The following is a 25,145-nucleotide window of genomic DNA, read 5'->3' as shown; positions in this document are numbered from 1 at the left end:
ATGAACTATTCAAAAGCATTGAATGAATGTATCGAAAGTGCCTACATGGTTGCGAGCCATTTTGGAGCTCGTTACCTAGAGTCATGGCATTTGTTGATTGCCATGTCTAATCACAGTTACAGTGTGGCAGGTGCGACTCTAAATGATTACCCATATGAGATGGACCGTTTAGAAGAGGTTGCGTTGGAACTGACTGAAACGGACTATAGCCAAGATGAAACTTTTACGGAATTACCCTTTTCCCATCGTTTGGAGGTTCTCTTTGCAGAAGCAGAGTATGTAGCCTCAGTGGTCCACGCAAAGGTGCTAGGGACAGAGCATGTCCTCTATGCGATTTTGCATGACGGCAATGCCTTGGCAACTCGCATCTTGGAGAGAGCAGGCTTTTCTTATGAAGACCAGAAAGATCAGGTCAGAATTGCTGCTCTTCGTCGCAATTTAGAGGAACGTGCAGGTTGGACAAGAGAAGATCTTAAGGCTTTGCGTCAACGCCATCGCACAGTAACTGACAAGCAAAATTCCATGGCCAATATGATGGGCATGCCTCAAGCTCAAAGTGGCGGCTTAGAGGATTATACTCATGACCTGACGGAGCAAGCGCGTTCTGGCAAGTTAGAGCCAGTTATCGGTCGAGACAAGGAAATCTCACGTATGATTCAAATCTTGAGCCGTAAAACCAAGAACAATCCTGTCTTGGTTGGTGATGCGGGTGTCGGGAAAACAGCTCTAGCACTTGGACTTGCCCAGCGTATTGCTAGTGGGGATGTACCAGCTGAGATGGCAAAGATGCGTGTTCTAGAGCTTGATTTGATGAATGTTGTTGCGGGGACACGTTTCCGTGGAGATTTTGAAGAGCGCATGAACAATATCATCAAGGATATAGAGGAAGATGGCAAAGTGATCCTCTTTATCGATGAACTCCACACCATCATGGGTTCTGGTAGTGGTATTGACTCGACTTTGGATGCAGCCAATATCTTGAAGCCAGCCTTAGCTCGCGGAACTCTGAGAACAGTTGGTGCAACCACTCAGGAAGAATACCAAAAACACATTGAAAAAGACGCAGCTCTTTCTCGTCGTTTTGCAAAAGTGACGATTGAAGAGCCAAGTTTAGCTGACAGCATGACCATTTTGCAAGGTTTGAAGGCTACCTATGAGAAACACCATCGTGTGCAAATCACAGATGAAGCCGTTGAAACAGCTGTCAAGATGGCGCATCGTTACTTGACCAGTCGTCACTTGCCAGACTCTGCTATCGACCTCTTAGATGAAGCAGCAGCAACAGTGCAAAACAAATCCAAGCATGTGAAAGCAGACGAATCCGACTTGAGTCCAGCTGACAAGGCCTTGATGGATGGCAAGTGGAAACAAGCTGCCCAGCTAATCGCAAAGGAGCAGGAAGTCCCAGTCTATAAAGACTTGGTAACAGAATCTGAAATTTTGACTACCTTGAGTCGCTTGTCAGGTATCACAGTTCAAAAACTGACGCAGACTGACGCCAAGAAATACCTTAATTTGGAAGCGGAACTACACAAACGTGTCATCGGTCAAGATCAAGCTGTTTCAAGCATTAGCCGTGCGATTCGTCGCAACCAGTCAGGGATTCGCAGTCACAAGCGTCCGATTGGTTCCTTTATGTTCCTAGGGCCGACAGGAGTCGGTAAGACCGAATTGGCCAAGGCTCTGGCAGAAGTCCTCTTTGATGACGAATCAGCCCTTATCCGCTTTGATATGAGTGAGTATATGGAGAAATTCGCAGCTAGCCGTCTCAATGGAGCACCTCCTGGCTATGTAGGCTACGAAGAAGGTGGAGAGTTGACCGAGAAGGTCCGCAATAAACCATACTCAGTGCTTCTCTTTGACGAGGTAGAGAAGGCCCACCCAGACATCTTTAATGTCCTCTTGCAAGTCTTGGACGACGGTGTCTTGACAGATAGCAAGGGACGCAAGGTGGACTTTTCAAATACCATTATCATCATGACGTCAAACCTTGGTGCAACGGCTCTTCGTGATGACAAGACGGTCGGCTTTGGGGCCAAGGACATTCGTTTTGACCAGGAAAATATGGAAAAACGAATCTTTGAAGAGTTGAAAAAAGCTTATCGACCAGAGTTTATCAACCGTATTGATGAAAAGGTGGTCTTCCATAGCTTAGATAGCAAACACATGCAAGAAATTGTTAAGATTATGGTGAAACCATTGATTGCTAGCCTGGGAGAGAAGGGTATCTACTTGAAACTGCAAGCTTCGGCACTGAAGTTGCTAGCTAGTCACGGTTACAATCCAGAAATGGGAGCTCGCCCACTTCGCAGAACACTGCAAACAGAAGTGGAAGACAAGTTGGCAGAACTCCTTCTTAAGGGGGAACTAGTAGCAGGCAAGACCCTCAAGATTGGCGTCAAAGCAGGTCAGTTAAAATTTGATATTGCTTAAAAATGGAGAGTCAGGAGTAATCCTGATTCTTTTTTGCTACTTTTTTATAAAAAATGATAAAAAAGTATTGACAAAACAAAACAATAGTATATAATAAAAACATAGAAAATAAAAATATCAAAAAGTATAAAAAGGTAAAACGTTTATGAAAAAGAAAACAGCAGTGGTGTTTGGGACCTTTGCCCCCCTCCATCAGGGACATATCGATCTGATCCAGCGAGCGAAGCGTCAGTGTGACCAGGTCTGGGTAGTCGTTTCAGGCTACGAGGGAGACCGAGGGGAGCAGGTAGGTTTAAGTCTTCAAAAACGATTTCGCTATATCAGAGAGGCTTTTCGTGATGACGAGTTGACCTCTGTCTGCAAGTTGGATGAGACCAACCTTCCCCGTTACCCTATGGGCTGGCAGGAGTGGTTGGACCAGATGTTAGCGGAGATTTCCTATGATGAAACCCAGCAAGAACTGACTTTCTTTGTGGGAGAAGCAGACTACCAGCAAGAGTTATCTAAGCGTGGATTTGGCACTGTCTTGCAAGAAAGAAAGTTTGGTATCTCAGCGACTATGATTCGAGAAAATCCAAGCAAATATTGGAAATACATCGCTCAACCCTTCCGTCGTCAGTTTACCAAGAAAGTGTTGATTATGGGAAGTGCTAGTAATGGGAAGACCACTCTAGCCAAGGATTTGGCAAGGTATTACGATGCGCCCGTTAGTCTGGAATACGCGCGTGAGTACCAGATCAAAAACAATGTCCGAGACGATGAATTGACTCCAAAGGATTACTATTATCTCCTGTTAGGACAGTATGACCAGACCTCAAAGCTAATCGATAGCAATGCCAATCGAGGTCTAGTGATAGCCGATACCAACTCCTTGGTAACCAAGGGCTACTATGACTATTACATGGAGACTGAGGATCAAGGGGACTTATCAGGAGAAACCTTTGACAATCTCTTTGTTTCAATCTTGGCTAAGGAAAAATGGGACTTGATTCTCTTTGTGCAGCCTGTTGGTTCCTATGTCAATGACGGATTTAGAGATATGACCATGGCAGAAGACCACATTCGCTACAGTTTTTCCCAGCATTTGGACCAGATGAGGGAGCGATACTTAACCACTATTCCACTAGTTTATCTAGCTGAGGATTATCTAGGCAATTATGAAGTAGCAAAAGTGGCTATCGATGCCATTTACCAAGCAGATTAGGAGAAAATTATGAAAACAGTAACTAAAAAAATCACACAATTTATCGAAAATTTTAAAAATGTCCATTCCGAAGCCCGTAAGATTGGTTTTGCAGGAATCATGCGCCTGCTATGGAAAGATCTCTTTGTCGGACGTAGCATTTTCCAGTGGTTGTATCTCATTGCCTTGTCAAGTGTTCCTTTGATCTTGGAATTCACACAGAATACAGAAAGCCATGACTGGTTGAGCTTGTTTGCATCTTGGACTGGGATTGTCTGTGTTATCTTGGTAGCAGAAGGGCGTGCAAGCAACTATCTCTTTGGGGCCATTAACTCGGCTATCTACTTGATCTTGGCCATGAATGCGACTTTTTATGGCGAAGTCTTGACGACGGTTTACTTCTTTGTCATGCAGCCGATTGGTCTCTATGCTTGGTTGTCCAATCGTATCAACGACCAAGGAAAACCAGAAGAATCCCACTTTGAAGCTAAGAAATTATCTGTTCTTGACTGGCTCAAGTACTTAGCCTTGACTGCCATTATCTGGATTGGTATGGGTTTGGCTTATCAAAGTATCAATAGCGCTCGCCCTTTCCGTGATAGTGTTACCGATGCGACCAATGGTGTTGGTCAGCTCTTGATGACACGTCTCTACCGTGAGCAATGGATTTTCTGGATTGCAACCAATCTCTTTAGTATCTACCTCTGGTGGGGTGAAAATATCCACATTCAAGGGATGTACTGGGTTTACACACTCAATAGTCTAGTGGGTTGGTACCAATGGACTAAGGCAGTTCGAAAGGAGGCATAAGATGGCAGACATAAAGATTCCAGAAGGGATGACGGAAAAAGAATATTATGAAATCCATGCCAGTCAGGAGGAGTTTTTAGACTGGTACTACAAGCAGGAACTCCCTCAATATGAAAAACCAAGTGTGACAGTGGATATGGTAGCCTACTGCTTTGTCGAAGGAAAGATCAAGCTCCTGCTGATCCGTCGCAAGGCCCACCCTTATCAGAACTGTTTAGCCTTAGTCGGAGGCTTTATGGACAAGGGAGAAGATGCTGCACATGCCTGTCAGCGCGAGGTGAGAGAAGAAGTCAATCTCGATCTACCTTTGGAGAAAATCGAGCAATTGATGACGGTATCGACCCCCGGTCGTGATCCACGGGGCTGGACAGTGACCATTGCCCACTTAGTGTACCTACCTAGTCGTGCCTTAGACCTCATTCAGGCAGGTGACGATGCCAAGGATGTCGTTTTCGTAGATGTCGATTTTCAGACAGGCAAATGCTACCTAGATGGAGTCGAGCTGGAGGAGCAAGCCTTCGCCTTTGACCATTATGCCATTATCCAAGAATCCATCAAACGAATTCAAGGCCGTCTCGATTGGAACCCGACCTTCCTCTATCTGCTGGAGGAGGAGTTCACTGTCTACGAGGGGACTGAACTGGTCAATCTCATCAACCCTGGTCGCCCAATTGTCAGCAATAACTTTCTCGTAAAATACGGTGAATACGTAGAAGAAGTTGGACTCAAACGAGTTCCTAAAAAGAAACCAAGAAAAACCTATCGATTGAAATAAAGAGGTCGGGAACTTTGTCCCGACCTCTTTATGTACCATCATGAGATGGTTTTGCTGTTGCGATTGCTTTTAGGTATGCCTATCTTTCTTAGGATTGCTCAACAGGTGAGTAAAAAAGTCTTTGTATCGATACTTGAGATAGTTCTCATGTAAAAATAACAAAGCGATATAAACAATCAAAAAGATTGCAGTCAGATAGAAGACATCAAATGCAGTTCGCGCATAGTAAGTGGCTGATTGATAAGAGCCAATAGCTCCCAAAATCAACCAAGGAAGATACTTGTAATACTTATTTAGCATAAGAGTGCACCTCCTATATTCTATTTCAATGTTATTATATTCCTTTATCTAATGCAATGCAAGCGATTACACAAAGGTGATGTAAAAATAGGACTCTAATTTTAAAAATTTTCTATTTTTTCGTTTCAATTACGAATAGAAATAGTAGAGAGAAATTTTTTAAAATAGTTTCTCTAAATAGTTGACAGATTCAAGGTCTAATGTTACAATTATATTACAAAAAGATTTCTTAAAATTTCAAAAATGTTACAAAGGAGTAGAAAAATGAAAAAGAAAACCTATATCAAATTGATGACAGCGACTGTATTGGCTTCTACCTTGCTACTAGGAGCTTGTGGAAATAAAAACGAAACCACTCAAACCAGTAGCTCTGCCAAGACAAGTCAATCATCAAGTTCTAAAGCAGCCTCTTCTAGCAAAGAAAGCAAGACCCAAAAATCTTCAAGCTCAGCTTCATCTGAAAAGGCTCAGGCATCTTCTGGTCAGTCTTCTACAACGGCAGATCAGTCACAAGCGAAACCGGCACCTGAATCAAGACAAGAACAAGCAGCTCCTAGTCAACAAGCTCCTTCTCAGGCTCCATCAACTCAGCAAGACTCTCAAGCCCAGTCTAACCAGTCAGGCTATGATCCAACAACTGACCGCAAACTTCAAGACAAGCAAGCAGAACACAACAAACGCTACAAGGGTGTTTTAACCATGGTGGATGGTGACTTCTCAGCTGCAGCAGGCAACTGGAAGGGAGCAAATGGCGAAACTATTACGGTTTCATCAGGGGGTCAATTTACAGTAGAAACTGCAGATGGAAAGAAAGAAAACTATTCTATCAGAGGCTACTCTTACACACTTGATGATGGTAAGTATAATGCCAAAATCGGTGGAGGAAAAATCATCCAAATTACAACAGGTGCGGATGGTAAAGTTTCAAGCGTTGCCTTGATTCAATAATAGTATCTAGGATTTCCTAGGATAAAAAAACCGTAAACTCAAGCGAGTTACGGTTTTTTGTGTATTAAGCTTTATCTAATTGCAATAGAGCTTCAATCTCTGCCAGGGTGCTAGCTTGGGAAATGGCTCCACGAAGTTTGGCAGCGCCAGATGTTCCCCGGAGATAGTGAGGAGCGAGGCCGCGGAATTCACGAACGGCTACGTTTTCTCCTTTGAGGTTAATCAAGCGTTTCAAATGTTCGTAGGCGATTTTCATCTTGTCTTCAAATGTCAGGTCAGGGAGAATTTCTCCAGTTTCAAAGTAGTGGTTGATCTGGTTGAAGAGGTAGGGATTTCCCATGGCTGCGCGGCCAATCATGACAGCGTCAGCCCCGACTTCTTCGATACGCTGTTTGGCTTCTTGGACCGTACGGATATCACCATTTGCGATAAACGGAATCTTGGTCAAAGCTTGAGCAACCTTGTGAAGGGTCTCGAGGTCGGCATGACCAGTATACATTTGCTCACGTGTACGACCGTGCATAGCGAGGGCAGAGACACCAGCAGCTTCAGCAGCGAGGGCATTCTCCACGGCTAGGGATGGATCAGACCAGCCAGTACGCATTTTGACAGTGAGGGGGATATCAAGGACAGATTGGACCTTGTTGATGATAGAGTAGATCTTGTCTGGGTCCTTGAGCCACATAGCGCCAGCTTCATTCTTCACGATTTTGTTAACTGGGCAACCCATGTTGATATCGACGATATCAGTCTTGGTGTTTTCTTGGATGAATTCTGCTGCGCGTGCGAGGCTGTCTTCATCGCTACCAAAAAGTTGGATAGAAACAGGGTTCTCTCCTTCATCGATATGAAGCATATGCAGGGTTTTTTCGTTGTTGTATTGGATTCCCTTGTCAGAGACCATTTCCATCACAACGAGTCCAGCTCCGAGCTCTTTTGCGATGGTACGAAAGGCTGAGTTGGTCACGCCAGCCATAGGCGCTAAAACGGTACGATTGGGAATCTCAACATTGCCAATCATAAAGGGTGTATTAAGATTTGTCACGAATGAGTTCCTCCAGGTCGTTTTCATCAAAGTTATAAGTAGTTTGGCAGAATTGACAAGTGATTTCTGCCCCGTGGTCTTCCTCTTTCATTTCCTCAAGGTCAGAGCTTGGCAGACTAGCTAGAGCGTTCATAAAACGTTCTTTACTGCAATCACATTGGAAACGGATTTCTTCTTCAGATAGACGTTTGTAGGATTCGTCACCGTAGATAGCCTTGAGGAGAGCTTCGATATGGTCGTCGCTTTCCAGAAGGGTTGAGATAGCTGGCATTTCTTGGATGCGTTTCTCAAAGCGGGCAATCTCTTCTTCCTTGGCCCCTGGCAAGACTTGGAGAAGGAAACCTCCGGCAACTTCGACCTTGTCGTCTTTATCCAAAAGAACATTGAGCCCGACTGCTGAAGGGGTTTGTTGGCTTTCAGTCAGGTAGTATGCCAAGTCTTCACCGATTTCCCCAGAGATGAGGGGAGTCATGGAGTTGTAGGGATTTCCAGTACCGTAGTCTGTGATAACGAGAAATTGGCCATTGCCGACAAAAGGTCCGACTAGGACTTCACCCGTTGCAGTTTTTTTGATATCTACACCGGGATTTTGCACATAGCCTTTGACATTCCCCTTAGTATCTGCGACTGTGATAATGGCACCGAGAGAGCTCGTTCCAAGAACTTTAACCGTTAGCTTGGTATTTCCTTTTTCATTGGCTGCGAGAATCTGGCTAGCGATAAGGGTACGACCAAGTGCGACGGTTGAACTGGCTTGGGTTTGATGTTTTTCTTGAGCAGTGCGGACGGTTTCAGTGCTATCAAGGACAAAAGCACGAAAGGCTCCGCTTTCTGATATAGTTTTAATAATTTTATCCATAGCTACTATTTTAGCATAAAAGTGCCCAAAGGGGGAGCCGTGTGTTTGCTGTTTCCGAGGAATAATTACGAGGAAATCAACTTTAAAATAAAATGAGAAACAGATTATTTCCGCATTTCTAAGATTTATGCTATTCTTGTAGGAGAAAATGAAAGGGGTAACAAATGTATTTAGGTGATTTGATGGAAAAAGCTGAATCTGGCCAATTTTTTGTCCTTTCCTTTCTATTACAAGATTCGCAGACAACAGTCAAGGAAGCCATGGAAGAAACAGGTTTTTCAAAGGCGACCTTAACCAAGTATATCTCTCTGATTAACGAAAATGCCTTGGAAAGAGGATTAGAGCTGACCATCCACTTGGAAGATGAAAATCTGCGCTTGTCGATTGGTGCAGCTACCAAGGGGAGAGAGATTCGGAGCTTGTTTCTAGACAATGCCATTAAGTACCAAATTTTGGTTTACCTTCTCTATCACCAACAGTTTCTAGCTCATCAGTTGGCTCAAGAATTGATGATTAGCGAGGCCACGCTTGGTCGCCACTTAGCTAGTCTAAATCAGATTTTGTCAGAGTTTGACTTATCCATCCAAAATGGCCGTTGGCGAGGTCCGGAGCATCAGATTCGCTATTTCTATTTCTGTCTTTTTCGCAAGTTGTGGTCGAGTCAGGAATGGGAAGGACATATGCAGAAGCCAGAGAGAAAGCAGGAGATTGCCAGCTTAGAAGAAATCTGCGGTGCTAGCTTGTCTTCAGGTCAGAAACTGGACTTGGTTCTCTGGGTTCACATCAGTCAACAGCGCCTTCGGGTTAACGCCTGTCAGTTTCAAGTCATAGAAGAAAAAATGCGAGGATATTTTGACAATATTTTCTACCTTCGTTTGCTGAGAAAGGCTCCGTCCTTTTTTGCTGGGCAACATATCCCTCTAGGAACTGAGGATGGTGAGATGATGGTATTCTTTTCATTTCTCCTTTCCCATCGTATTCTTCCTCTTCATACTATGGAGTATATTCTTGGTTTTGGAGGGCAATTAGCCGATTTGCTTACGCAATTGATTCAAGAGATGAAGAAAGAGGAGTTACTGGGGGACTACACAGAGGACCATGTCACCTATGAACTCAGTCAGCTCTGTGGTCAAGTTTATCTATACAAGGGCTATATTTTACAAGATCAGTACAGATACCAGACAGAGAATCGCCATCCCTATTTGCTGATGGAACATGATTTTAGAGGGACTGCAGAGAGAATTTTTCATATCTTGCCAGCCTTTCATCAGGGAACGGATTTGGATAAGAAAATTCTCTGGGAATGGCTCCAGTTGATAGAGTATATGGCAGAAAATGGTGGCCAACATATGAGGATTGGTTTGGATTTGACATCTGGTTTCCTTGTCTTTTCTAGGATGGCTGCCCTTTTGAAACGGTATTTGGAATACAATCGTTTCATTACTATTGAAGCCTATGATCCTAGTCGACATTATGATTTGTTGATTACTAACAACCCTATTCATAAGAAAGAACAGACTCCGATCTATTATTTAAAAAACGACTTGGATATGGAGGATTTGGCAAAGATTCGTCAGATGCTCTTTGCCTAAAAGACCTGAGTTTTCAGGTCTTTTTTGTGAAATTCGCACAATCTCCTCACATTTTTTTAAAATTTAAAAAAAATTGATGAACAAGAAAGCGCTTTATTTTGTATACTAGTTACTGTAAAGAGGGACCCCCTCAAGATTTTATCAGGAGGACAGCACATGTCACAAGAAAAATACATCATGGCTATTGACCAAGGAACGACCAGTTCTCGTGCCATCATTTTTAACAAAAAAGGAGAAAAGATCAGCTCTAGTCAAAAAGAGTTCACTCAGATTTTCCCTCAAGCAGGTTGGGTTGAGCACAATGCCAATGAAATTTGGAACTCTGTTCAGTCAGTTATTGCGGGTGCTTTCATCGAAAGCGGTGTGAAACCAAGTCAAATCGAAGCAATCGGGATTACCAACCAGCGTGAAACAACTGTCGTCTGGGATAAGAAAACAGGGCTCCCTATCTACAATGCTATCGTTTGGCAATCACGTCAAACTGCTCCTCTGGCTGAACAACTAAAAAGTCAAGGTTATGTGGAAAAATTCCATGAAAAGACTGGTTTGATCATCGATGCTTACTTCTCTGCTACCAAGGTTCGTTGGATTTTGGACCATGTAGAAGGCGCTCAAGAGCGAGCAGAAAAAGGAGAATTGCTCTTTGGTACTATCGATACTTGGTTGGTTTGGAAATTGACTGACGGTGCGGCTCATGTGACGGACTACTCAAATGCAGCCCGTACCATGCTCTATAACATTAAAGAACTCAAATGGGATGATGAGATTTTGGAAATCCTCAACATTCCGAAGGCTATGCTTCCAGAAGTTCGTTCTAACTCTGAAATCTACGGCAAGACTGCTCCATTCCATTTCTACGGTGGAGAAGTACCAATTTCAGGTATGGCTGGGGACCAACAGGCAGCACTCTTTGGTCAGTTGGCCTTTGAACCAGGTATGGTCAAAAATACTTATGGAACAGGTTCTTTCATCATTATGAACACTGGTGAAGAGATGCAGTTGTCTGAAAACAACCTTTTGACAACGATTGGTTACGGAATCAACGGCAAGGTTTACTATGCCTTGGAAGGTTCTATCTTTATTGCAGGAAGTGCTATTCAGTGGCTTCGTGATGGACTTCGCATGGTTGAAAATTCACCAGAGTCTGAAAAATATGCTCTTAATTCTCACAATAATGACGAAGTCTATGTCGTACCTGCCTTTACAGGTCTAGGGGCACCATACTGGAACCAAAACGCTCGAGGCTCTGTCTTTGGCTTGACTCGTGGGACAAGCAAAGAAGACTTTATCAAGGCAACTTTGCAATCTATCGCTTATCAAGTACGTGACATCATTGACACCATGCAAGTGGATGCTCAGACAGCTATCCAGGTCTTGAAGGTGGATGGTGGTGCAGCCATGAACAACTTCCTCATGCAGTTCCAAGCTGACATCTTGGGAATTGATATCGCCCGCGCTAAAAACTTGGAAACAACTGCCTTAGGTGCGGCTTTCTTAGCTGGTTTGGCAGTGGGTTACTGGAAGGATTTGGATGAGTTGAAACTCTTGAACGAGACAGGAGAACTCTTTGAGCCATCGATGAACGAATCGCGCAAAGAACAACTCTACAAAGGCTGGAAGAAGGCTGTGAAAGCAACGCAAGTCTTTGCGGAAATCGATGACTAATACTGTTTCTTGGTGCAATTATCAGTTTAAGAATGAAACGACTCAGTTAGAAAGTGTGTAAATATGGAATTTTCAAAGAAAACACGTGAATTGTCAATTAAAAAAATGCAGGAACGCACCCTGGACCTTTTGATTATTGGTGGGGGGATTACAGGAGCTGGTGTAGCCTTGCAGGCAGCAGCTAGTGGTCTTGACACAGGTTTGATTGAAATGCAGGACTTCGCAGAAGGGACATCCAGCCGTTCAACAAAATTGGTCCACGGAGGTCTGCGTTACCTCAAACAATTCGACGTAGAAGTGGTATCAGATACAGTTTCTGAACGTGCGGTGGTTCAACAAATCGCTCCACATATTCCAAAACCAGATCCAATGCTCTTGCCAGTTTACGATGAAGATGGAGCGACCTTTAGCCTCTTCCGTCTCAAAGTAGCCATGGACTTGTACGACCTTTTGGCGGGTGTTAACAACACACCAGCTGCTAACAAGGTCTTGAGTAAGGAAGAAGTCTTGGAACGCCAGCCAAACTTGAAGAAAGAAGGCTTGGTAGGAGGTGGGGTTTACCTTGACTTCCGTAATAACGATGCGCGTCTCGTGATTGAAAACATTAAACGTGCCAACCAAGACGGTGCACTCATTGCCAACCACGTTAAGGCAGAAGGCCTCCTCTTTGACGAAAGTGGCAAGATTACAGGTGTTGTAGCTCGTGATTTGTTGACAGACCAAGTCTTGGAAATTAAGGCTCGTCTGGTTATCAACACGACAGGTCCTTGGAGCGATAAGGTACGTAATTTGTTTAATAAGGGAACACAGTTCTCACAAATGCGTCCAACTAAGGGAGTGCACTTGGTAGTGGATTCAAGCAAGATCAAGGTTTCACAGCCAGTTTACTTTGATACAGGTTTGGGAGACGGCCGGATGGTCTTTGTCCTCCCACGTGAAAACAAGACTTACTTTGGTACAACGGATACAGACTACACAGGCGATTTGGAACATCCAAAAGTGACGCAGGAAGATGTAGATTATCTACTTGGCATTGTCAACAACCGCTTCCCAGAAGCAAATATCACAATTGACGATATCGAAAGCAGCTGGGCTGGTCTTCGTCCATTGATTGCAGGCAATAGCGCTTCTGACTACAATGGCGGAAATAACGGAACCATTAGTGATGAGAGCTTCAATAGCTTGATTGCGACTGTCGAAGCTTATCTATCGAAAGAAAAAACGCGTGAAGATGTTGAATCTGCTGTCAGCAAGCTTGAAAGCAGTACGTCTGAAAAACATTTGGACCCATCTGCAGTTTCACGTGGTTCGAGCTTGGACCGTGATGACAATGGCCTTTTGACCCTTGCTGGTGGTAAAATCACAGACTACCGTAAGATGGCTGAAGGAGCTATGGAGCGCGTGGTTGACATCCTCAAAGCAGAATTTGACCGTAGCTTTAAACTCATCAATTCTAAGACTTACCCTGTTTCAGGTGGGGAATTGAACCCAGCAAATGTGGACTCAGAAATCGAAGCCTTTGCGCAACTTGGAGTGTCACGTGGCTTGGATAGCAAGGAAGCTCACTATCTCGCAAATCTTTACGGTTCAAATGCACCGAAGGTCTTTGCCCTTGCTCACAGCTTGGAACAAGCGCCAGGACTCAGCTTGGCAGATACCTTGTCCCTTCACTATGCAATGCGCAATGAGTTGGCTCTGAGCCCAGTTGACTTCCTCCTTCGTCGTACTAACCACATGCTCTTTATGCGTGATAGTTTGGATAGCATCGTTGAGCCAGTTCTGGATGAAATGGGACGATTCTATGATTGGACCGAAGAAGAAAAAGCAGCCTACCGTGCGGATGTTGAAGCAGCACTTGCTCAAAATGATCTAGCGACATTAAAAAATTAAGAAAAACTAGAAGAGAGGGAAGCAGGATTTCCTTGCCTTCTCTCTCCTTCTTTTAAATGGAGACAACGATATGATGAAAGAATTATTTGGAGAATTTTTGGGGACTTTAATCCTTATCCTCCTAGGAAATGGAGTTGTAGCAGGTGTGGTTCTTCCCAAAACCAAGAGCAACAATTCAGGATGGATTGTGATTACTATGGGATGGGGAATTGCTGTAGCCGTTGCAGCCTTTGTATCTGGCACGCTCAGCCAAGCTCACCTAAATCCAGCTGTGACGTTTGCTATGGCCTTAAAAGGAACGCTCTCTTGGGCTTCTGTTTTCCCTTATATCCTAGCCCAATTCGCAGGAGCGATGGTGGCTCAGATTTTGGTTTGGTTGCAATTCAAACCACACTATGAGGCGGAAGAAAATGCAGGCAATATCCTAGCGACCTTTAGTACTGGACCAGCAATCAAGAACACAGTATCGAATTTGATCAGCGAAATCCTTGGTACCTTTGTTTTGCTCTTGACAATCTTTGCCTTGGGACTCTATGACCTTCAAGCCGGTTTAGGGACCTTTGCAGTGGGGACCTTGATCGTCGGTATCGGTCTTTCACTAGGTGGGACAACGGGTTATGCCTTGAACCCAGCTCGTGACCTTGGACCTCGTATCATGCACAGTATCTTGCCAATTCCAAACAAGGGAGATGGAGACTGGTCTTATGCTTGGATTCCTGTTGTAGGACCTATCCTCGGAGCGGCCCTAGCAGTTCTCGTATTTTCACTTTTCTAAGATAAAAGAGTTATTGGCAACAGAGTTTGAGATGGAAATCTCAGGCTCTTTTTTGATGGCCAAAATATTAATATTTTAACTTATCTTAAAATAAGCTAAAACCAATTTTTAAGTTATGGTAAACAGTTGAAAAAAAGGTTGATAAAGTGGTAAAATGTTAGGAAGATAAGGCAGTAATTGCTGATTTGCATAGCTTTTCTGAAAATTTACAAAAAAGAAGTCGAATATGAAAAAAAAGAGAACATTTTATATTTTTTGTGCTCAAACATTTCTGTATTTCGTTATTTTGCTTGGTTTGCTTTATTTTTTTAGTTACCTTGGACAGGGGCAAGGTGGCTTTATCTATAACGAATTTTAACTCAAAGGAGAAAACCTATTGTGTCAAATAAATCCATAGTTGATATGATTGAAACGATTGAGCACCTTGCTCAGACACAAGCCAGTTATCCAGTTTACAATGTTTTGGGGCAAGAGCATACTTATGGTGATCTGAAGGCTGATTCGGATAGTTTGGCTGCAGCTATCGACCAACTAGGCTTGCCTGAGAAATCTCCAATCGTCGTTTTTGGTGGTCAGGAATATGAGATGTTGGCTACCTTTGTAGCGCTAACTAAGTCAGGTCATGCCTATATTCCCATCGATAGCCATTCAGCCTTAGAACGGGTAGCTGCTATCGTAGAAGTTGCAGAGCCAAGCTTGATTATTGCTATCTCAGATTTTCCATTAGAGCAAACTAGCACACCAATGCTGAATTTAAGGCAAGTCCATGAAGCTTTTGCTCAAGCTTCTAGCTACGAGATGAACCATCCAGTCAAGGGAGATGACAACTACTACATCATCTTTACTTCTGGTACGACTGGTAAGCCAAAGGGAGTGCAGATTTCCCATGATAATCTCCTCAGCTTTACCAACTGGATGATTACAGATAAGGAATTTGCGACGCCAAGTCGTCCACAAATGCTGGCTCAGCCCCCTTATTCTTTTGACCTATCTGTCATGTACTGGGCGCCAACCTTGGCACTAGGTGGTACACTTTTCGCTCTTCCATCTGCCATTACTCAGGACTTCAAAAAACTCTTTGCGACCATCTTTTCACTGCCGATTGCTATCTGGACATCAACACCGTCCTTTGCAGATATGGCCATGTTGTCAGAAGACTTTAACAGCGAGAAAATGCCAGGAATCACGCATTTCTACTTTGATGGTGAAGAATTGACGGTCAAAACAGCTCAAAAACTGCGTGAGCGTTTCCCAAATGCCCGTATTATCAATGCCTACGGTCCAACAGAAGCGACAGTGGCTCTATCGGCAGTGGCAATTACAGATGAGATGCTTGCAACTATGAAACGTCTACCAATTGGCTATACTAAGGCGGATTCTCCGACCTTTATCATTAGCGAGGATGGCAAGAAAGTTCCAAATGGTGAGCAGGGAGAAATCATTGTTTCTGGACCAGCTGTTTCAAAAGGCTATATGCACAATCCTGAAAAAACAGCAGAAGCCTTTTTTGAATTCGAAGGTCTTCCAGCTTACCACACAGGAGATGTGGGAACTATGACAGACGAGGGCTTGCTTCTCTACGGTGGACGGATGGACTTCCAGATTAAGTTTAATGGTTATCGTATTGAGCTTGAAGATGTCTCGCAAAACCTCAACAAGTCTCGCTATATCGAGTCGGCTGTTGCTGTCCCACGTTATAACAAGGACCATAAGGTACAAAATCTACTGGCCTATGTGATCCTAAAGGATGGTGTCCGTCAGCAATTTGAACGGGATATCGATATAACCAAGGCTATCAAAGAAGACTTGGCAGATATCATGATGTCCTATATGATGCCATCTAAATTCCTTTATCGGGACAGCCTTCCACTGACTCCTAATGGTAAGATTGACATCAAGGGCTTGATTAACGAGGTAAACAATAGATGATGGAATTTTTCAAACAGTTTCCTCATTTGGAACCTTATGGGAATCCACAGTATTTTCTATACATCATCGGTGCGACCTTGCCCATTTTTATCGGCCTCTTTTTCAAGAAACGTTTTGCCTTGTATGAGGTGCTGGTTAGTCTCTGCTTTATCCTAGCCATGTTGACAGGTGGGAAGACGGATCAAATCAGTGCTCTCCTCCTTTATGTCGTTTGGCAGTTACTACTTGTTTTTTCCTACAAAAGATACAGAAAAAAGCGGGATAGTCAGTGGGTCTTTTATCTGGTTAGCTTTTTATCTTTATTGCCAATTATCTTTGTGAAAGTAGCTCCTGCTATTCATGCTCCCCAGTCCTTGCTTGGCTTTTTAGGAATCTCATACTTGACTTTTCGTTCTGTTGGGATGATCATCGAGCTGAGAGATGGGGTGATTAGGGCTTTCACCTTGTGGGAATTTCTCCGATTTCTCCTCTTCATGCCGACTTTCTCGAGTGGTCCTATCGATCGCTTTAAACGCTTCAATGAAAATTATGAGATCATTCCTGAGCGAGAAGAGTTGATGGATATGCTAGAGGAGGCTGTCAAGTATATCATGCTTGGCTTTCTCTACAAGTTTATCTTGGCCCATATTCTAGGAGAGATTTTGCTACCTCCTTTAAAGAACTTGGCCCTGCAGACTGGTGGTTTCTTTAACCATTATGCCCTAGCAGTCATGTATACCTTTGGTTTGGAATTGTTCTTTGATTTTGCAGGCTACTCTATGTTTGCCTTAGCCATTTCAAACTTGATGGGTATTCATAGTCCTATCAACTTTAACAAGCCCTTTTTGTCAAGGGATTTAAAAGAGTTTTGGAATCGCTGGCACATGAGTCTGTCTTTCTGGTTCCGTGACTTTGTCTTTATGCGGATGGTCATGGTGTTGACCAGAAAGAAGGTCTTTAAAAATCGCAATGTGACCTCAAGTGTAGCCTATATTCTCAATATGCTGATTATGGGATTTTGGCATGGTGTGACCTGGTACTACATCGCCTATGGACTTTTTCATGGGATTGGGCTGGTCATCAATGACGCTTGGGTTCGTAAGAAAAAAGCACTCAATAAAGAACGGAAAAAAGCTGGAAAGGGTTCCTTACCTGAGAATCGCTGGATTCAGTTGCTTGGCATGGTTGTCACCTTCCATGTCGTGATGGTTTCATTCTTAATCTTTTCTGGATTTTTGAATGATTTATGGTTTAAAAAATAAAAGGATATAAAAAATGGATATCAAATCAGAAGTTATTGAAATTATTGATGAGTTGTTTATGGAAGATGTTTCTGACATGATGGATGAGGATCTTTTTGATGCCGGTGTCTTGGATAGCATGGGAACGGTTGAATTGATTGTTGAGATTGAAAACCGTTTTGACATTCGTGTTCCAGTGACGGAGTTCGGTCGTGATGACTGGAATACGGCTAATAAAATCGTAGCAGGTATTACGGAGTTGAAGAATGCTTAAACGCTTGTGGCTGATCTTTGGGCCTCTGCTTCTTGCTAGTATTCTTGTTTTCTTACTAATCTTTTTCTATCCAAACAATCCAAGTCATAATTTGATGGAAGAGAAATATTCTGCAGCAGCGATTAGTTCGGAAAGTTTTAAAGAGAGAAGTCAAAAAGTGAGAGCCTTTACGGAACCAAATATGCGCTTTATTCCCTTTTTTGGCTCAAGTGAGTGGATTCGTTTTGATAGCATGCACCCAGCGGTCTTGGCGGAGAAGTATAGTCGTCCCTACCGTCCTTACTTTTTGGGGCAAGCAGGAGCAGCTTCTCTCAATCAGTATTTCGGCATGCAGCAGATCTTGCCAGAAATCGAGGAAAAGCAGGCGGTATTTGTCATTTCGCCTCAGTGGTTTACAGAGGAGGACTATGAGCCAGCATTCTTCCAAAACTACTTTAACAACGATCAGTTGACAGCCTTTCTAGAAAATCAATCGGGAGATATAGCAGCCAAACATGCAGCTAAACGTCTCTTAAAGCAAAATCCTGGAGTCTCTATGAAGGGGATCGTTGAGAAGCTGTCAAAGGGTGAGGAATTATCAGAGATCGACCATGCTATTATCAAGGCTTTTGCACGTTTTAATGAGCGTCAGGCCTCTCTATTTGGGCAATTTTCCATTCGAGGAAAACTCAAGTACAAGGAACACGTGGAGAACTATTTAAAAGATCTTCCAGATCAATTTTCTTATGAAGAGTTATAAAAAATTGCTCGAAAGGATGCAGAAGCCAATACCAATAATAACGATATGGGAATTGAAAATCAATTTTATAAGACCCAGGTGAAAGACTACCTCGAGAAGTATAAGGGCTATCAAAAAAATTACAATTTCCTCAAGTCGTCTGAATATAATGATTTGCAGTTGGTTCTCAATCAATTTGCAAAATCAAAGGTCAATGTCCTTTTTGTGATCCAGCCTGTCAATAAAAAATGGATGGCCCATACAGGGCTCAGCGAGGAAATGTACCAACATGCTGTGGAAAAAATTCGTTACCAGTTAGAAAGTCAAGGCTTTACCAACATTGCTGACTTTTCTAAAAAAGGCGGAGATCCCTACTTTGTTAAGGATACTATTCATATTGGCTGGTTGGGCTGGCTGGCTTTTGATAAGGTTGTCAATCCCTTCTTGACGGATCCAACTCCAGCTCCAGACTACCAGATGAATGACCGCTTCTTTAGCACGGACTGGGCGACCTATGATGGGAACATCAAAGATTTCCAATAAAATGAGTTAAAAGTTTGGGATTTGAATCCAAGCTTTTTTGTTTAAATGGCGAATATTTAAGATGCAAATAGGTCAAAAGTTTCAAAATTTTTAGAAATAGCGTATAATATAAAAGAGAAAAAGAAAGGGATTTTAAAATGAACAAACGTTCTTTGTTACCTGTCTTATCGACAGCCCTGTTAGCTCCAGCCTTCTTAGCTGGACAAGTATACGCTGAAGAAGCGACAACTCCTGCAGAAAGTTCAGCTGTCGTAGCGACTCCAGCTACGTCGGCGACTCCAGCTCCTGTTGAGAGCCCTGCGGTACCGGAAACTTCAGCAACTTCAGAAGCGGTTGCACCTGCAGAAACTCCGTCAGCTCCTGCTGAATCTACTAAAAGCGAAGAAAAGGACACCGTTATCTTACACACTAATGATGTCCATGGTCGTATTGTAGAGGAAAAGGGAGTAATTGGTGATGCTAAGTTAGCGACTGTCATTGAGCAGGAACGCGCGAAATCAAATCAAAATACTCTGGTTGTTGATGCGGGAGACGCTTTCCAAGGTTTACCGATTTCCAACTCTACAAAGGGTGAAGCACGCGCCGAAATTCTTAATCAGATGCAGTATGATGCCATGGCAATAGGAAATCATGAGTTTGACTTTGGTTTAGACGAAGCTAAGAAATACAAGGAAATCTTGAAATTCCCATTACTTAGTTCAAATACCTACGTCAATGGTGCTCGTCTCTTTGAAGCTTCTACAATCGTTGATAAAGATAAGACTGTGGAAGGCGATGAATTTGTTGTAATCGGTGTGACAACACCTGAAACAGCTACCAAAACTCACCCTAAAAATGTCAAAGGGGTAACTTTTACAGATCCAATCTCTGAAGTCAATAAGGTCATCGAAGAAGTTCAAGCCAAGGCGCGTGCAGAAGGTAAGGACTACAAACACTATGTTGTGCTCGCTCACTTGGGTGTTGATACTACAACCCCAGTCGAATGGCGCGGTTCAACCTTGGCAGAAGCCTTGTCTAAAAATCCTCGTTTGAAAGGGAAACGCGTAACAGTAATCGACGGTCACTCTCATACAGTAGAATCAACGACCTATGGAGATAATGTTACCTATAACCAGACGGGAAGCTACCTTCATAATGTAGGAAAAATCACCTACAAATCACGTCAGCTTTTGGGTAATCCTACGTTGATTGCGGCTGCAGATGCTAAAAAATTACCAGCTAATCCTACAGTTGAAAAACTGGTCAAAGACATTAAACAAAAATACGATGCTGAAAATGCGGTTGAGATTGTCTCAAACAGCCCTGTAGAACTAAACGGTGATCGTGAAAATGTTCGGGTCCGTGAAACCAACCTCGGAAACGTCGTGGCAGACTCGCTCTATCAGTATGGTCAAACAGGATTTAGCCATCCGACAGACATCGCTGTGACAAATGGTGGTGGCTTGCGTGAAACCATTGCAAAAGGGAAACCAATCACTAAAGGGAATGTCATTGCTGTTCTTCCATTTGGGAATACCATTTCACAAATCCAAGTGACTGGGGAACAAGTATTGGATATGTTTGAAAAGTCACTCGGTTCTATCTTGCAGGTCGATAAGGATGGCAAGAAGGTCTTGGATGATAACGGCCAACCATTGTTAGAGCCAAGTGGAGGCTTCTTACAAGTTTCAGGTGTGAAGGTCTACTATGATACCAACCTACCATCAGGCAAACGTGTCTTGGCTATCCAGGTTAAAAACCGTGCGACTGGTCGTTATGAACTACTGGACCTCGCCAAAACTTACTATCTTGCAACCAATGATTTCCTAGCTGCGGGTGGTGATGGCTACACTATGTTGGGTGGCGCGCGTGAAGAAGGTCCATCTATGGATGCAGCCTTTGAAGAGTATCTGAAAACCGCTGATTTGACCCAGTATGAAAAGATTAATCCGAACTCACGGACGATTTCTGTGGATTCTACAACTTTTATCTTACCTAGGAAAGACAATGATCAGATCAGCTCTGCTAACAAACAAGATTACAAGGATTTAGTGTCTTACTTGTTAGATGGGAAAATAAATTCTGATAAAAAACATCAACATATAGTAGAAGATGATACACAAATAGACCTTCGAACTAATCAAGGTCAAGAGATATCCGTGATAAAAGATGAAGTACAATCACATTCAACAGTTGGAGGAGAAACTGTTCAAGTATCGGATCAGACTACTAATGACTATACAAAGAAGGCAGTTGTCTCAGAAAAAGCCCTCCCAAATACAGGAAGCGAACAGTCCATCTTCTTGCTCTTGATGGGAATGGTAGCTGGTTTGGCAGGTATCTTATCGAGTCTAAAACCAAAGCAAAAATAGGTTAAATTTTACATCTAGAAGAGTCTAGGGAAACATTTTTACGCCTTTTTCCCTTGACTCTTTTTTGGTTTATGATATAATTAACCAGTAAAGAATCGGTGGCTATCTATGTTTTTTACGAAAAAGATAGCTAGGGAAGGAGTAACACATGAGACAGCTTGCACAGGAAATCGATAACTTTTTAAACGAGGTGATCTTGAGATCTGAGAACCAGCATGAAATTCTAATCGGGCATTGCACGAGTGACGTTGCCTTGACCAATACTCAGGAACACATCCTCATGCTCTTGTCAGAAGAATCCCTAACCAACTCGGAGTTGGCCCGTCGCCTTAATGTCAGTCAGGCGGCAGTAACCAAGGCTATCAAATCTTTGGTCAAAGAGGGCATGTTAGAGACATCCAGAGATCCAAAAGATGCGCGTGTGATTTTTTACCAACTGACAGAACTAGCTCGACCAGTGGCAGAGGAACACCACCATCATCATGAACACACGCTCTTAGCCTATGAACAAGTGGCAAGTCAGTTTACTCCAAATGAACAAGAAGTTATCCAGCGGTTTTTAACTGCTTTAGTAGGAGAAATCAAATAATGCGGTATATTACAGTAGAGGACTTGTCTTTCTATTATGACAAGGAACCTGTCCTCAAGCACATCAACTATAGTGTTGATAGTGGGGAGTTTGTTACCCTGACTGGTGAAAATGGGGCTGCCAAGACGACGCTGATCAAGGCGAGTCTAGGCATTTTGCAGCCAAGATTTGGCAAGGTAACCATCTCAAAGACAAATACTCATGGGAAAAAGCTTAGGATAGCCTATCTTCCTCAGCAGATAGCCAGTTTTAATGCTGGCTTTCCAAGTACGGTTTATGAATTTGTCAAGTCGGGTCGCTATCCTCGAAAGGGCTGGTTCCGTCGCTTGAATGCCCATGATGAGGAGCACATCAAGGCCAGTCTAGACTCAGTTGGTATGTGGGAACACCGTGACAAACGAATTGGTTCCCTTTCGGGAGGGCAAAAGCAACGAGCAGTGATTGCCCGGATGTTTGCTTCTGACCCAGATATTTTTGTCTTGGATGAGCCGACGACAGGGATGGATGCAGGAAGCAAAAATGAATTTTACGAACTCATGCACCATAGTGCCCACCATCATGGCAAGGCCGTTTTGATGATTACCCATGATCCTGAGGAGGTCAAGGACTATGCGGATCGCAATATCCATCTAGTACGCAATCAAGACTCGCCGTGGCGTTGTTTCAACGTTCACGAAAGTGACCAGGAGGTGGACCATGCTTAGTTTGTTATCTTATGACTTTATGCAGCGGGCCTTCTTGGCTGTCATTGCCATGAGTCTCTTTTCTCCAGTTCTTGGGACTTTCCTTATCTTACGTCGTCAGAGTTTGATGAGTGATACCCTCAGTCACGTTTCTCTATCAGGAGTAGCCTTTGGTCTGGTTTTGGGGATTTCTCCAACTATTTCAACCATTGCCATTGTCTTGATTGCTGCGGTCTTTCTAGAGTATCTCCGGACAGTCTATAAGAATTTTATGGAAATCGGAACTGCCATCCTCATGTCTACAGGGCTTGCAGTCTCCCTTATCGTGATGAGTAAGGGGAAAAGTTCGAGTTCCATGAGTTTGGACCAATATCTCTTTGGTTCGATTGTGACCATTAGCCAGGAGCAGGTGATTTTCCTCTTTACCATTGCTGCGGTCGTTTTGCTCTTGACTTTCTTGTTCTTGCGACCAATGTATATCCTGACCTTTGATGAGGACACGGCCTTTGTGGATGGCTTGCCCGTTCGTACTATGTCCATCCTCTTTAACATGGTGACAGGGGTGGCCGTTGCCCTTATGATTCCAGCAGCAGGAGCTCTTCTGGTGTCGACCATTATGGTCTTGCCAGCTAGTATTGCCCTTCGTCTGGGGAAAAACTTTAAATCCGTTATGTTGCTAGCCAGTGCTATTGGCTTTTTGGGAATGGTGGCAGGACTTTATATTTCCTACTATGCGGAAACACCTGCTAGCGCTAGTATCACCATTATCTTTGTAGCTGTCTTTTTGTTAGTCAGTCTACTGAAACGTTTTATCAAATAGGAGAATGAAATGAAAAAACTAAGCTTACTACTGGCTAGTCTATGTGCCCTGTTTTTAGTGGCTTGTTCCAATCAAAAACAGGCAGATGGGAAGCTAAATATCGTGACAACCTTTTACCCTGTCTACGAATTTACCAAGCAAGTCGCAGGAGATACTGCTAATGTAGAACTTCTAATCGGTGCTGGTACAGAACCTCATGAATACGAACCGTCTGCCAAGGCAGTTGCCAAAATCCAAGATGCAGATACCTTTGTCTATGAAAATGAAAATATGGAAACTTGGGTTCCAAAATTGCTAGAATCCTTGGATAAGAAAAAAGTGAAAACCATCAAGGCGACAGGTGATATGCTCCTCTTGCCAGGTGGTGAGGAAGAAGAGGAAGGGCATGATCATGGTGGTGAAGGTCACCATCACGACTACGATCCCCACGTTTGGCTTTCACCAGTTCGCGCCATCAAACTGGTAGAGCATATCCGTGACAGCTTATCAGCAGATTATCCTGATAAAAAAGAGACTTTTGAGAAGAATGCGGCTGCCTATATCGAAAAATTGCAAGCATTGGACAAGGCCTACACAGATGGCTTGTCTCAAGCTAAACAAAAGAGCTTTGTGACCCAGCACGCTGCCTTTAACTACCTTGCCTTGGACTACGGTCTCAAGCAAGTATCCATCTCAGGTCTCTCACCAGATGCAGAACCATCAGCAGCACGTTTGGCAGAATTAACAGAGTATATCAAGAAAAACAAGATTTCTTATATCTACTTTGAAGAAAATGCCTCACAAGCCCTCGCCAATACACTCTCAAAAGAAACAGGTGTCAAACTAGACGTGCTCAATCCGCTAGAAAGTCTAACAGAAGAAGCAACCAAGGCTGGTGAGGACTACATCTCCGTGATGGAGAAAAACCTCAAGGCTTTGAAACAGACAACGGACCAAGAAGGGCCAGAAATCGAGCCAGAGAAGGAAGAAAACACCAAGACAGTTCACAATGGTTACTTTGAGGATGCAGATGTCAAAGACCGTACCTTGAGTGACTATGTAGGCAACTGGCAGTCAGTTTATCCTTTCCTTGAAGATGGAACTTTTGATCAAGTCTTTGACTACAAGGCTAAGTTGACTGGCAAGATGACCAAGGATGAGTATAAGGCCTACTATAGAAAAGGCTATCAGACAGATGTGACCAAGATCAACATCACGGAGAACACTATGGAATTCATCCAAGGTGGCCAAAGCAAGAAATTCACCTACAAGTATGTCGGCAAGAAAATCTTGACTTATAAGAAAGGCAATCGTGGCGTGCGCTTCCTCTTTGAAGCGACAGATGCAGATGCTGGACAGTTCAAGTATGTTCAGTTTAGTGACCACAATATCGCCCCAGTCAAGGCAGAACATTTCCATATCTTCTTTGGAGGTACTAGCCAAGAAGCCCTCTTTGAAGAGATGGATAACTGGCCAACCTACTATCCAGATAACCTATCTGGCCAAGAAATTGCCCAAGAAATGTTGGCGCATTGATGCAAGAGAAAATCCCGCAATCTGCGGGATTTTTTGCTAGAAACGATTATCTGAGTAGGTTGTGGGCACAATAGTACTACAGCTGTGCTGTTCACAATGTGATAAAGCAGTCATTTTCTACTGGCTGATTCTCACTAGCTGGCGAATTCAAAAGCTACGATTGTACAAATTATAGAATCTTTTCAGGGGATTTAGGAAGGAATCTTAGTCATATTGACGCTGCTATCG

21 protein-coding genes and 1 pseudogene are annotated in these 25,145 nt (G+C 43.3%); 19 read left to right on the top strand and 3 right to left on the bottom strand.

The window, feature by feature from the left end; genetic code table 11:
- From TZ92_RS01405 to TZ92_RS01390, 4 genes are all read left to right on the top strand, one after another.
- Window positions 1–2,433 carry an ATP-dependent Clp protease ATP-binding subunit gene (locus TZ92_RS01405; RefSeq protein WP_033630505.1) on the top strand — a complete coding sequence of 811 codons (2,433 nt, stop codon included), beginning with the start codon at window positions 1–3 and terminating at the stop codon, window positions 2,431–2,433.
- A gap of 145 nt (window positions 2,434–2,578) precedes the next feature.
- On the top strand, window positions 2,579–3,637 hold the full coding sequence (locus tag TZ92_RS01400) for an AAA family ATPase (RefSeq protein WP_033630503.1): 1,059 nt from the start codon (window positions 2,579–2,581) through the stop codon (window positions 3,635–3,637).
- Window positions 3,638–3,646: 9 nt separating this feature from the next.
- Window positions 3,647–4,426: a nicotinamide riboside transporter PnuC gene (pnuC, locus tag TZ92_RS01395; protein WP_033630502.1), complete on the top strand. Its 780-nt coding sequence runs from the start codon at window positions 3,647–3,649 to the stop codon at window positions 4,424–4,426.
- Window position 4,427: 1 nt separating this feature from the next.
- A complete protein-coding gene (locus tag TZ92_RS01390; protein ID WP_033630501.1) occupies window positions 4,428–5,201 on the top strand; it encodes an NUDIX domain-containing protein in 774 nt (257 codons plus the stop codon).
- 69 nt (window positions 5,202–5,270) lie between these two features.
- Here TZ92_RS01390 and TZ92_RS01385 read toward each other — a convergent pair whose 3' ends face one another.
- Entirely contained in the window at window positions 5,271–5,501 is a 231-nt protein-coding gene (locus TZ92_RS01385) for a hypothetical protein (RefSeq protein WP_033630500.1), read from the bottom strand.
- Window positions 5,502–5,765: 264 nt separating this feature from the next.
- Here TZ92_RS01385 and TZ92_RS01380 point away from each other — a divergent pair, with 264 nt between their 5' ends.
- Window positions 5,766–6,449 (top strand): hypothetical protein, encoded by a 684-nt coding sequence (locus TZ92_RS01380; RefSeq protein WP_033630499.1) that lies wholly within the window; start codon window positions 5,766–5,768, stop codon window positions 6,447–6,449.
- Between the two features lie 64 nt (window positions 6,450–6,513).
- Here the strand turns inward: TZ92_RS01380 and dusB are convergent, their stop codons facing one another.
- Window positions 6,514–7,494, bottom strand: coding sequence for a tRNA dihydrouridine synthase DusB (gene dusB / locus TZ92_RS01375; protein ID WP_000183317.1), 981 nt, complete (start codon window positions 7,492–7,494; stop codon window positions 6,514–6,516).
- Entirely contained in the window at window positions 7,481–8,353 is an 873-nt protein-coding gene (hslO, locus tag TZ92_RS01370; RefSeq protein WP_033630498.1) for an Hsp33 family molecular chaperone HslO, read from the bottom strand. Before hslO ends, dusB begins: the two co-directional genes overlap by 14 nt.
- 164 nt (window positions 8,354–8,517) lie before the next feature.
- Here hslO and TZ92_RS01365 point away from each other — a divergent pair, with 164 nt between their 5' ends.
- The 14 genes and pseudogenes from TZ92_RS01365 (at window position 8,518) to TZ92_RS01300 (ending at window position 24,917) form a co-directional block, all read left to right on the top strand.
- Window positions 8,518–9,945, top strand: a complete 1,428-nt coding sequence (locus TZ92_RS01365) for an AcpB/EbpR/MafR family transcriptional regulator (RefSeq protein ID WP_033630497.1) — start codon at window positions 8,518–8,520, stop codon at window positions 9,943–9,945.
- A gap of 156 nt (window positions 9,946–10,101) precedes the next feature.
- Window positions 10,102–11,610, top strand: coding sequence for a glycerol kinase GlpK (glpK, locus tag TZ92_RS01360; protein WP_033630496.1), 1,509 nt, complete (start codon window positions 10,102–10,104; stop codon window positions 11,608–11,610).
- A gap of 63 nt (window positions 11,611–11,673) precedes the next feature.
- Window positions 11,674–13,500, top strand: a complete 1,827-nt coding sequence (gene glpO / locus TZ92_RS01355) for a type 1 glycerol-3-phosphate oxidase (protein ID WP_033630495.1) — start codon at window positions 11,674–11,676, stop codon at window positions 13,498–13,500.
- Between the two features lie 70 nt (window positions 13,501–13,570).
- Complete coding sequence (locus TZ92_RS01350) at window positions 13,571–14,275, top strand: MIP/aquaporin family protein (protein WP_033630494.1); 705 nt, start codon at window positions 13,571–13,573, stop codon at window positions 14,273–14,275.
- A 226-nt stretch (window positions 14,276–14,501) separates the two neighbouring features.
- A complete protein-coding gene (locus tag TZ92_RS01345) occupies window positions 14,502–14,633 on the top strand; it encodes a teichoic acid D-Ala incorporation-associated protein DltX (RefSeq protein ID WP_000730286.1) in 132 nt (43 codons plus the stop codon).
- 20 nt (window positions 14,634–14,653) lie between these two features.
- Window positions 14,654–16,204 (top strand): D-alanine--poly(phosphoribitol) ligase subunit DltA, encoded by a 1,551-nt coding sequence (gene dltA, locus TZ92_RS01340; RefSeq protein WP_033630493.1) that lies wholly within the window; start codon window positions 14,654–14,656, stop codon window positions 16,202–16,204.
- Complete coding sequence (gene dltB / locus TZ92_RS01335; protein WP_033630492.1) at window positions 16,201–17,445, top strand: D-alanyl-lipoteichoic acid biosynthesis protein DltB; 1,245 nt, start codon at window positions 16,201–16,203, stop codon at window positions 17,443–17,445. The genes dltA and dltB overlap by 4 nt, the downstream gene beginning before the upstream one ends.
- A 13-nt stretch (window positions 17,446–17,458) precedes the next feature.
- Window positions 17,459–17,698: a D-alanine--poly(phosphoribitol) ligase subunit DltC gene (gene dltC, locus TZ92_RS01330; protein ID WP_000351968.1), complete on the top strand. Its 240-nt coding sequence runs from the start codon at window positions 17,459–17,461 to the stop codon at window positions 17,696–17,698.
- A pseudogene (gene dltD / locus TZ92_RS01325) lies at window positions 17,691–18,959 on the top strand (D-alanyl-lipoteichoic acid biosynthesis protein DltD). The gene dltC and the pseudogene dltD overlap by 8 nt, the downstream one beginning before the upstream one ends.
- A 137-nt stretch (window positions 18,960–19,096) precedes the next feature.
- Entirely contained in the window at window positions 19,097–21,310 is a 2,214-nt protein-coding gene (gene nt5e / locus TZ92_RS01320) for a cell surface ecto-5'-nucleotidase Nt5e (protein WP_033630491.1), read from the top strand.
- Window positions 21,311–21,458: 148 nt separating this feature from the next.
- A complete protein-coding gene (adcR, locus tag TZ92_RS01315; RefSeq protein ID WP_001249328.1) occupies window positions 21,459–21,899 on the top strand; it encodes a zinc-dependent transcriptional regulator AdcR in 441 nt (146 codons plus the stop codon).
- Complete coding sequence (locus tag TZ92_RS01310; RefSeq protein WP_033630490.1) at window positions 21,899–22,603, top strand: metal ABC transporter ATP-binding protein; 705 nt, start codon at window positions 21,899–21,901, stop codon at window positions 22,601–22,603. Before adcR ends, TZ92_RS01310 begins: the two co-directional genes overlap by 1 nt.
- Window positions 22,596–23,402 (top strand): metal ABC transporter permease, encoded by an 807-nt coding sequence (locus TZ92_RS01305; protein ID WP_033630489.1) that lies wholly within the window; start codon window positions 22,596–22,598, stop codon window positions 23,400–23,402. The genes TZ92_RS01310 and TZ92_RS01305 overlap by 8 nt, the downstream gene beginning before the upstream one ends.
- A 9-nt stretch (window positions 23,403–23,411) precedes the next feature.
- A complete protein-coding gene (locus tag TZ92_RS01300; RefSeq protein WP_033630488.1) occupies window positions 23,412–24,917 on the top strand; it encodes a zinc ABC transporter substrate-binding protein AdcA in 1,506 nt (501 codons plus the stop codon).
- Window positions 24,918–25,145: the final 228 nt, after the last annotated feature.

Source organism: Streptococcus oralis subsp. oralis (assembly GCF_000960035.1).
Lineage (GTDB): Bacteria > Bacillota > Bacilli > Lactobacillales > Streptococcaceae > Streptococcus > Streptococcus oralis_G.
The sequence above is the reverse complement of the archived record's forward strand: the minus strand, read 5'-3'. Positions and strand labels throughout refer to the sequence as shown.

Excerpts from the sequence above, each read along its gene's own strand:
- TZ92_RS01405 (WP_033630505.1), top strand. The coding sequence starts at position 1 with ATGAACTATTCAAAAGCATTGAATGAATGTATCGAAAGTGCCTACATG.
- TZ92_RS01400 (WP_033630503.1), top strand. The coding sequence starts at position 2,579 with ATGAAAAAGAAAACAGCAGTGGTGTTTGGGACCTTTGCCCCCCTCCAT.
- pnuC (WP_033630502.1), top strand. The coding sequence starts at position 3,647 with ATGAAAACAGTAACTAAAAAAATCACACAATTTATCGAAAATTTTAAA.
- TZ92_RS01390 (WP_033630501.1), top strand. The coding sequence starts at position 4,428 with ATGGCAGACATAAAGATTCCAGAAGGGATGACGGAAAAAGAATATTAT.
- TZ92_RS01385 (WP_033630500.1), bottom strand. The coding sequence starts at position 5,501 with ATGCTAAATAAGTATTACAAGTATCTTCCTTGGTTGATTTTGGGAGCT.
- TZ92_RS01380 (WP_033630499.1), top strand. The coding sequence starts at position 5,766 with ATGAAAAAGAAAACCTATATCAAATTGATGACAGCGACTGTATTGGCT.
- hslO (WP_033630498.1), bottom strand. The coding sequence starts at position 8,353 with ATGGATAAAATTATTAAAACTATATCAGAAAGCGGAGCCTTTCGTGCT.
- TZ92_RS01365 (WP_033630497.1), top strand. The coding sequence starts at position 8,518 with ATGTATTTAGGTGATTTGATGGAAAAAGCTGAATCTGGCCAATTTTTT.
- glpK (WP_033630496.1), top strand. The coding sequence starts at position 10,102 with ATGTCACAAGAAAAATACATCATGGCTATTGACCAAGGAACGACCAGT.
- glpO (WP_033630495.1), top strand. The coding sequence starts at position 11,674 with ATGGAATTTTCAAAGAAAACACGTGAATTGTCAATTAAAAAAATGCAG.
- TZ92_RS01350 (WP_033630494.1), top strand. The coding sequence starts at position 13,571 with ATGATGAAAGAATTATTTGGAGAATTTTTGGGGACTTTAATCCTTATC.
- TZ92_RS01345 (WP_000730286.1), top strand. The coding sequence starts at position 14,502 with ATGAAAAAAAAGAGAACATTTTATATTTTTTGTGCTCAAACATTTCTG.
- dltB (WP_033630492.1), top strand. The coding sequence starts at position 16,201 with ATGATGGAATTTTTCAAACAGTTTCCTCATTTGGAACCTTATGGGAAT.
- dltC (WP_000351968.1), top strand. The coding sequence starts at position 17,459 with ATGGATATCAAATCAGAAGTTATTGAAATTATTGATGAGTTGTTTATG.
- nt5e (WP_033630491.1), top strand. The coding sequence starts at position 19,097 with ATGAACAAACGTTCTTTGTTACCTGTCTTATCGACAGCCCTGTTAGCT.
- adcR (WP_001249328.1), top strand. The coding sequence starts at position 21,459 with ATGAGACAGCTTGCACAGGAAATCGATAACTTTTTAAACGAGGTGATC.
- TZ92_RS01310 (WP_033630490.1), top strand. The coding sequence starts at position 21,899 with ATGCGGTATATTACAGTAGAGGACTTGTCTTTCTATTATGACAAGGAA.
- TZ92_RS01305 (WP_033630489.1), top strand. The coding sequence starts at position 22,596 with ATGCTTAGTTTGTTATCTTATGACTTTATGCAGCGGGCCTTCTTGGCT.
- TZ92_RS01300 (WP_033630488.1), top strand. The coding sequence starts at position 23,412 with ATGAAAAAACTAAGCTTACTACTGGCTAGTCTATGTGCCCTGTTTTTA.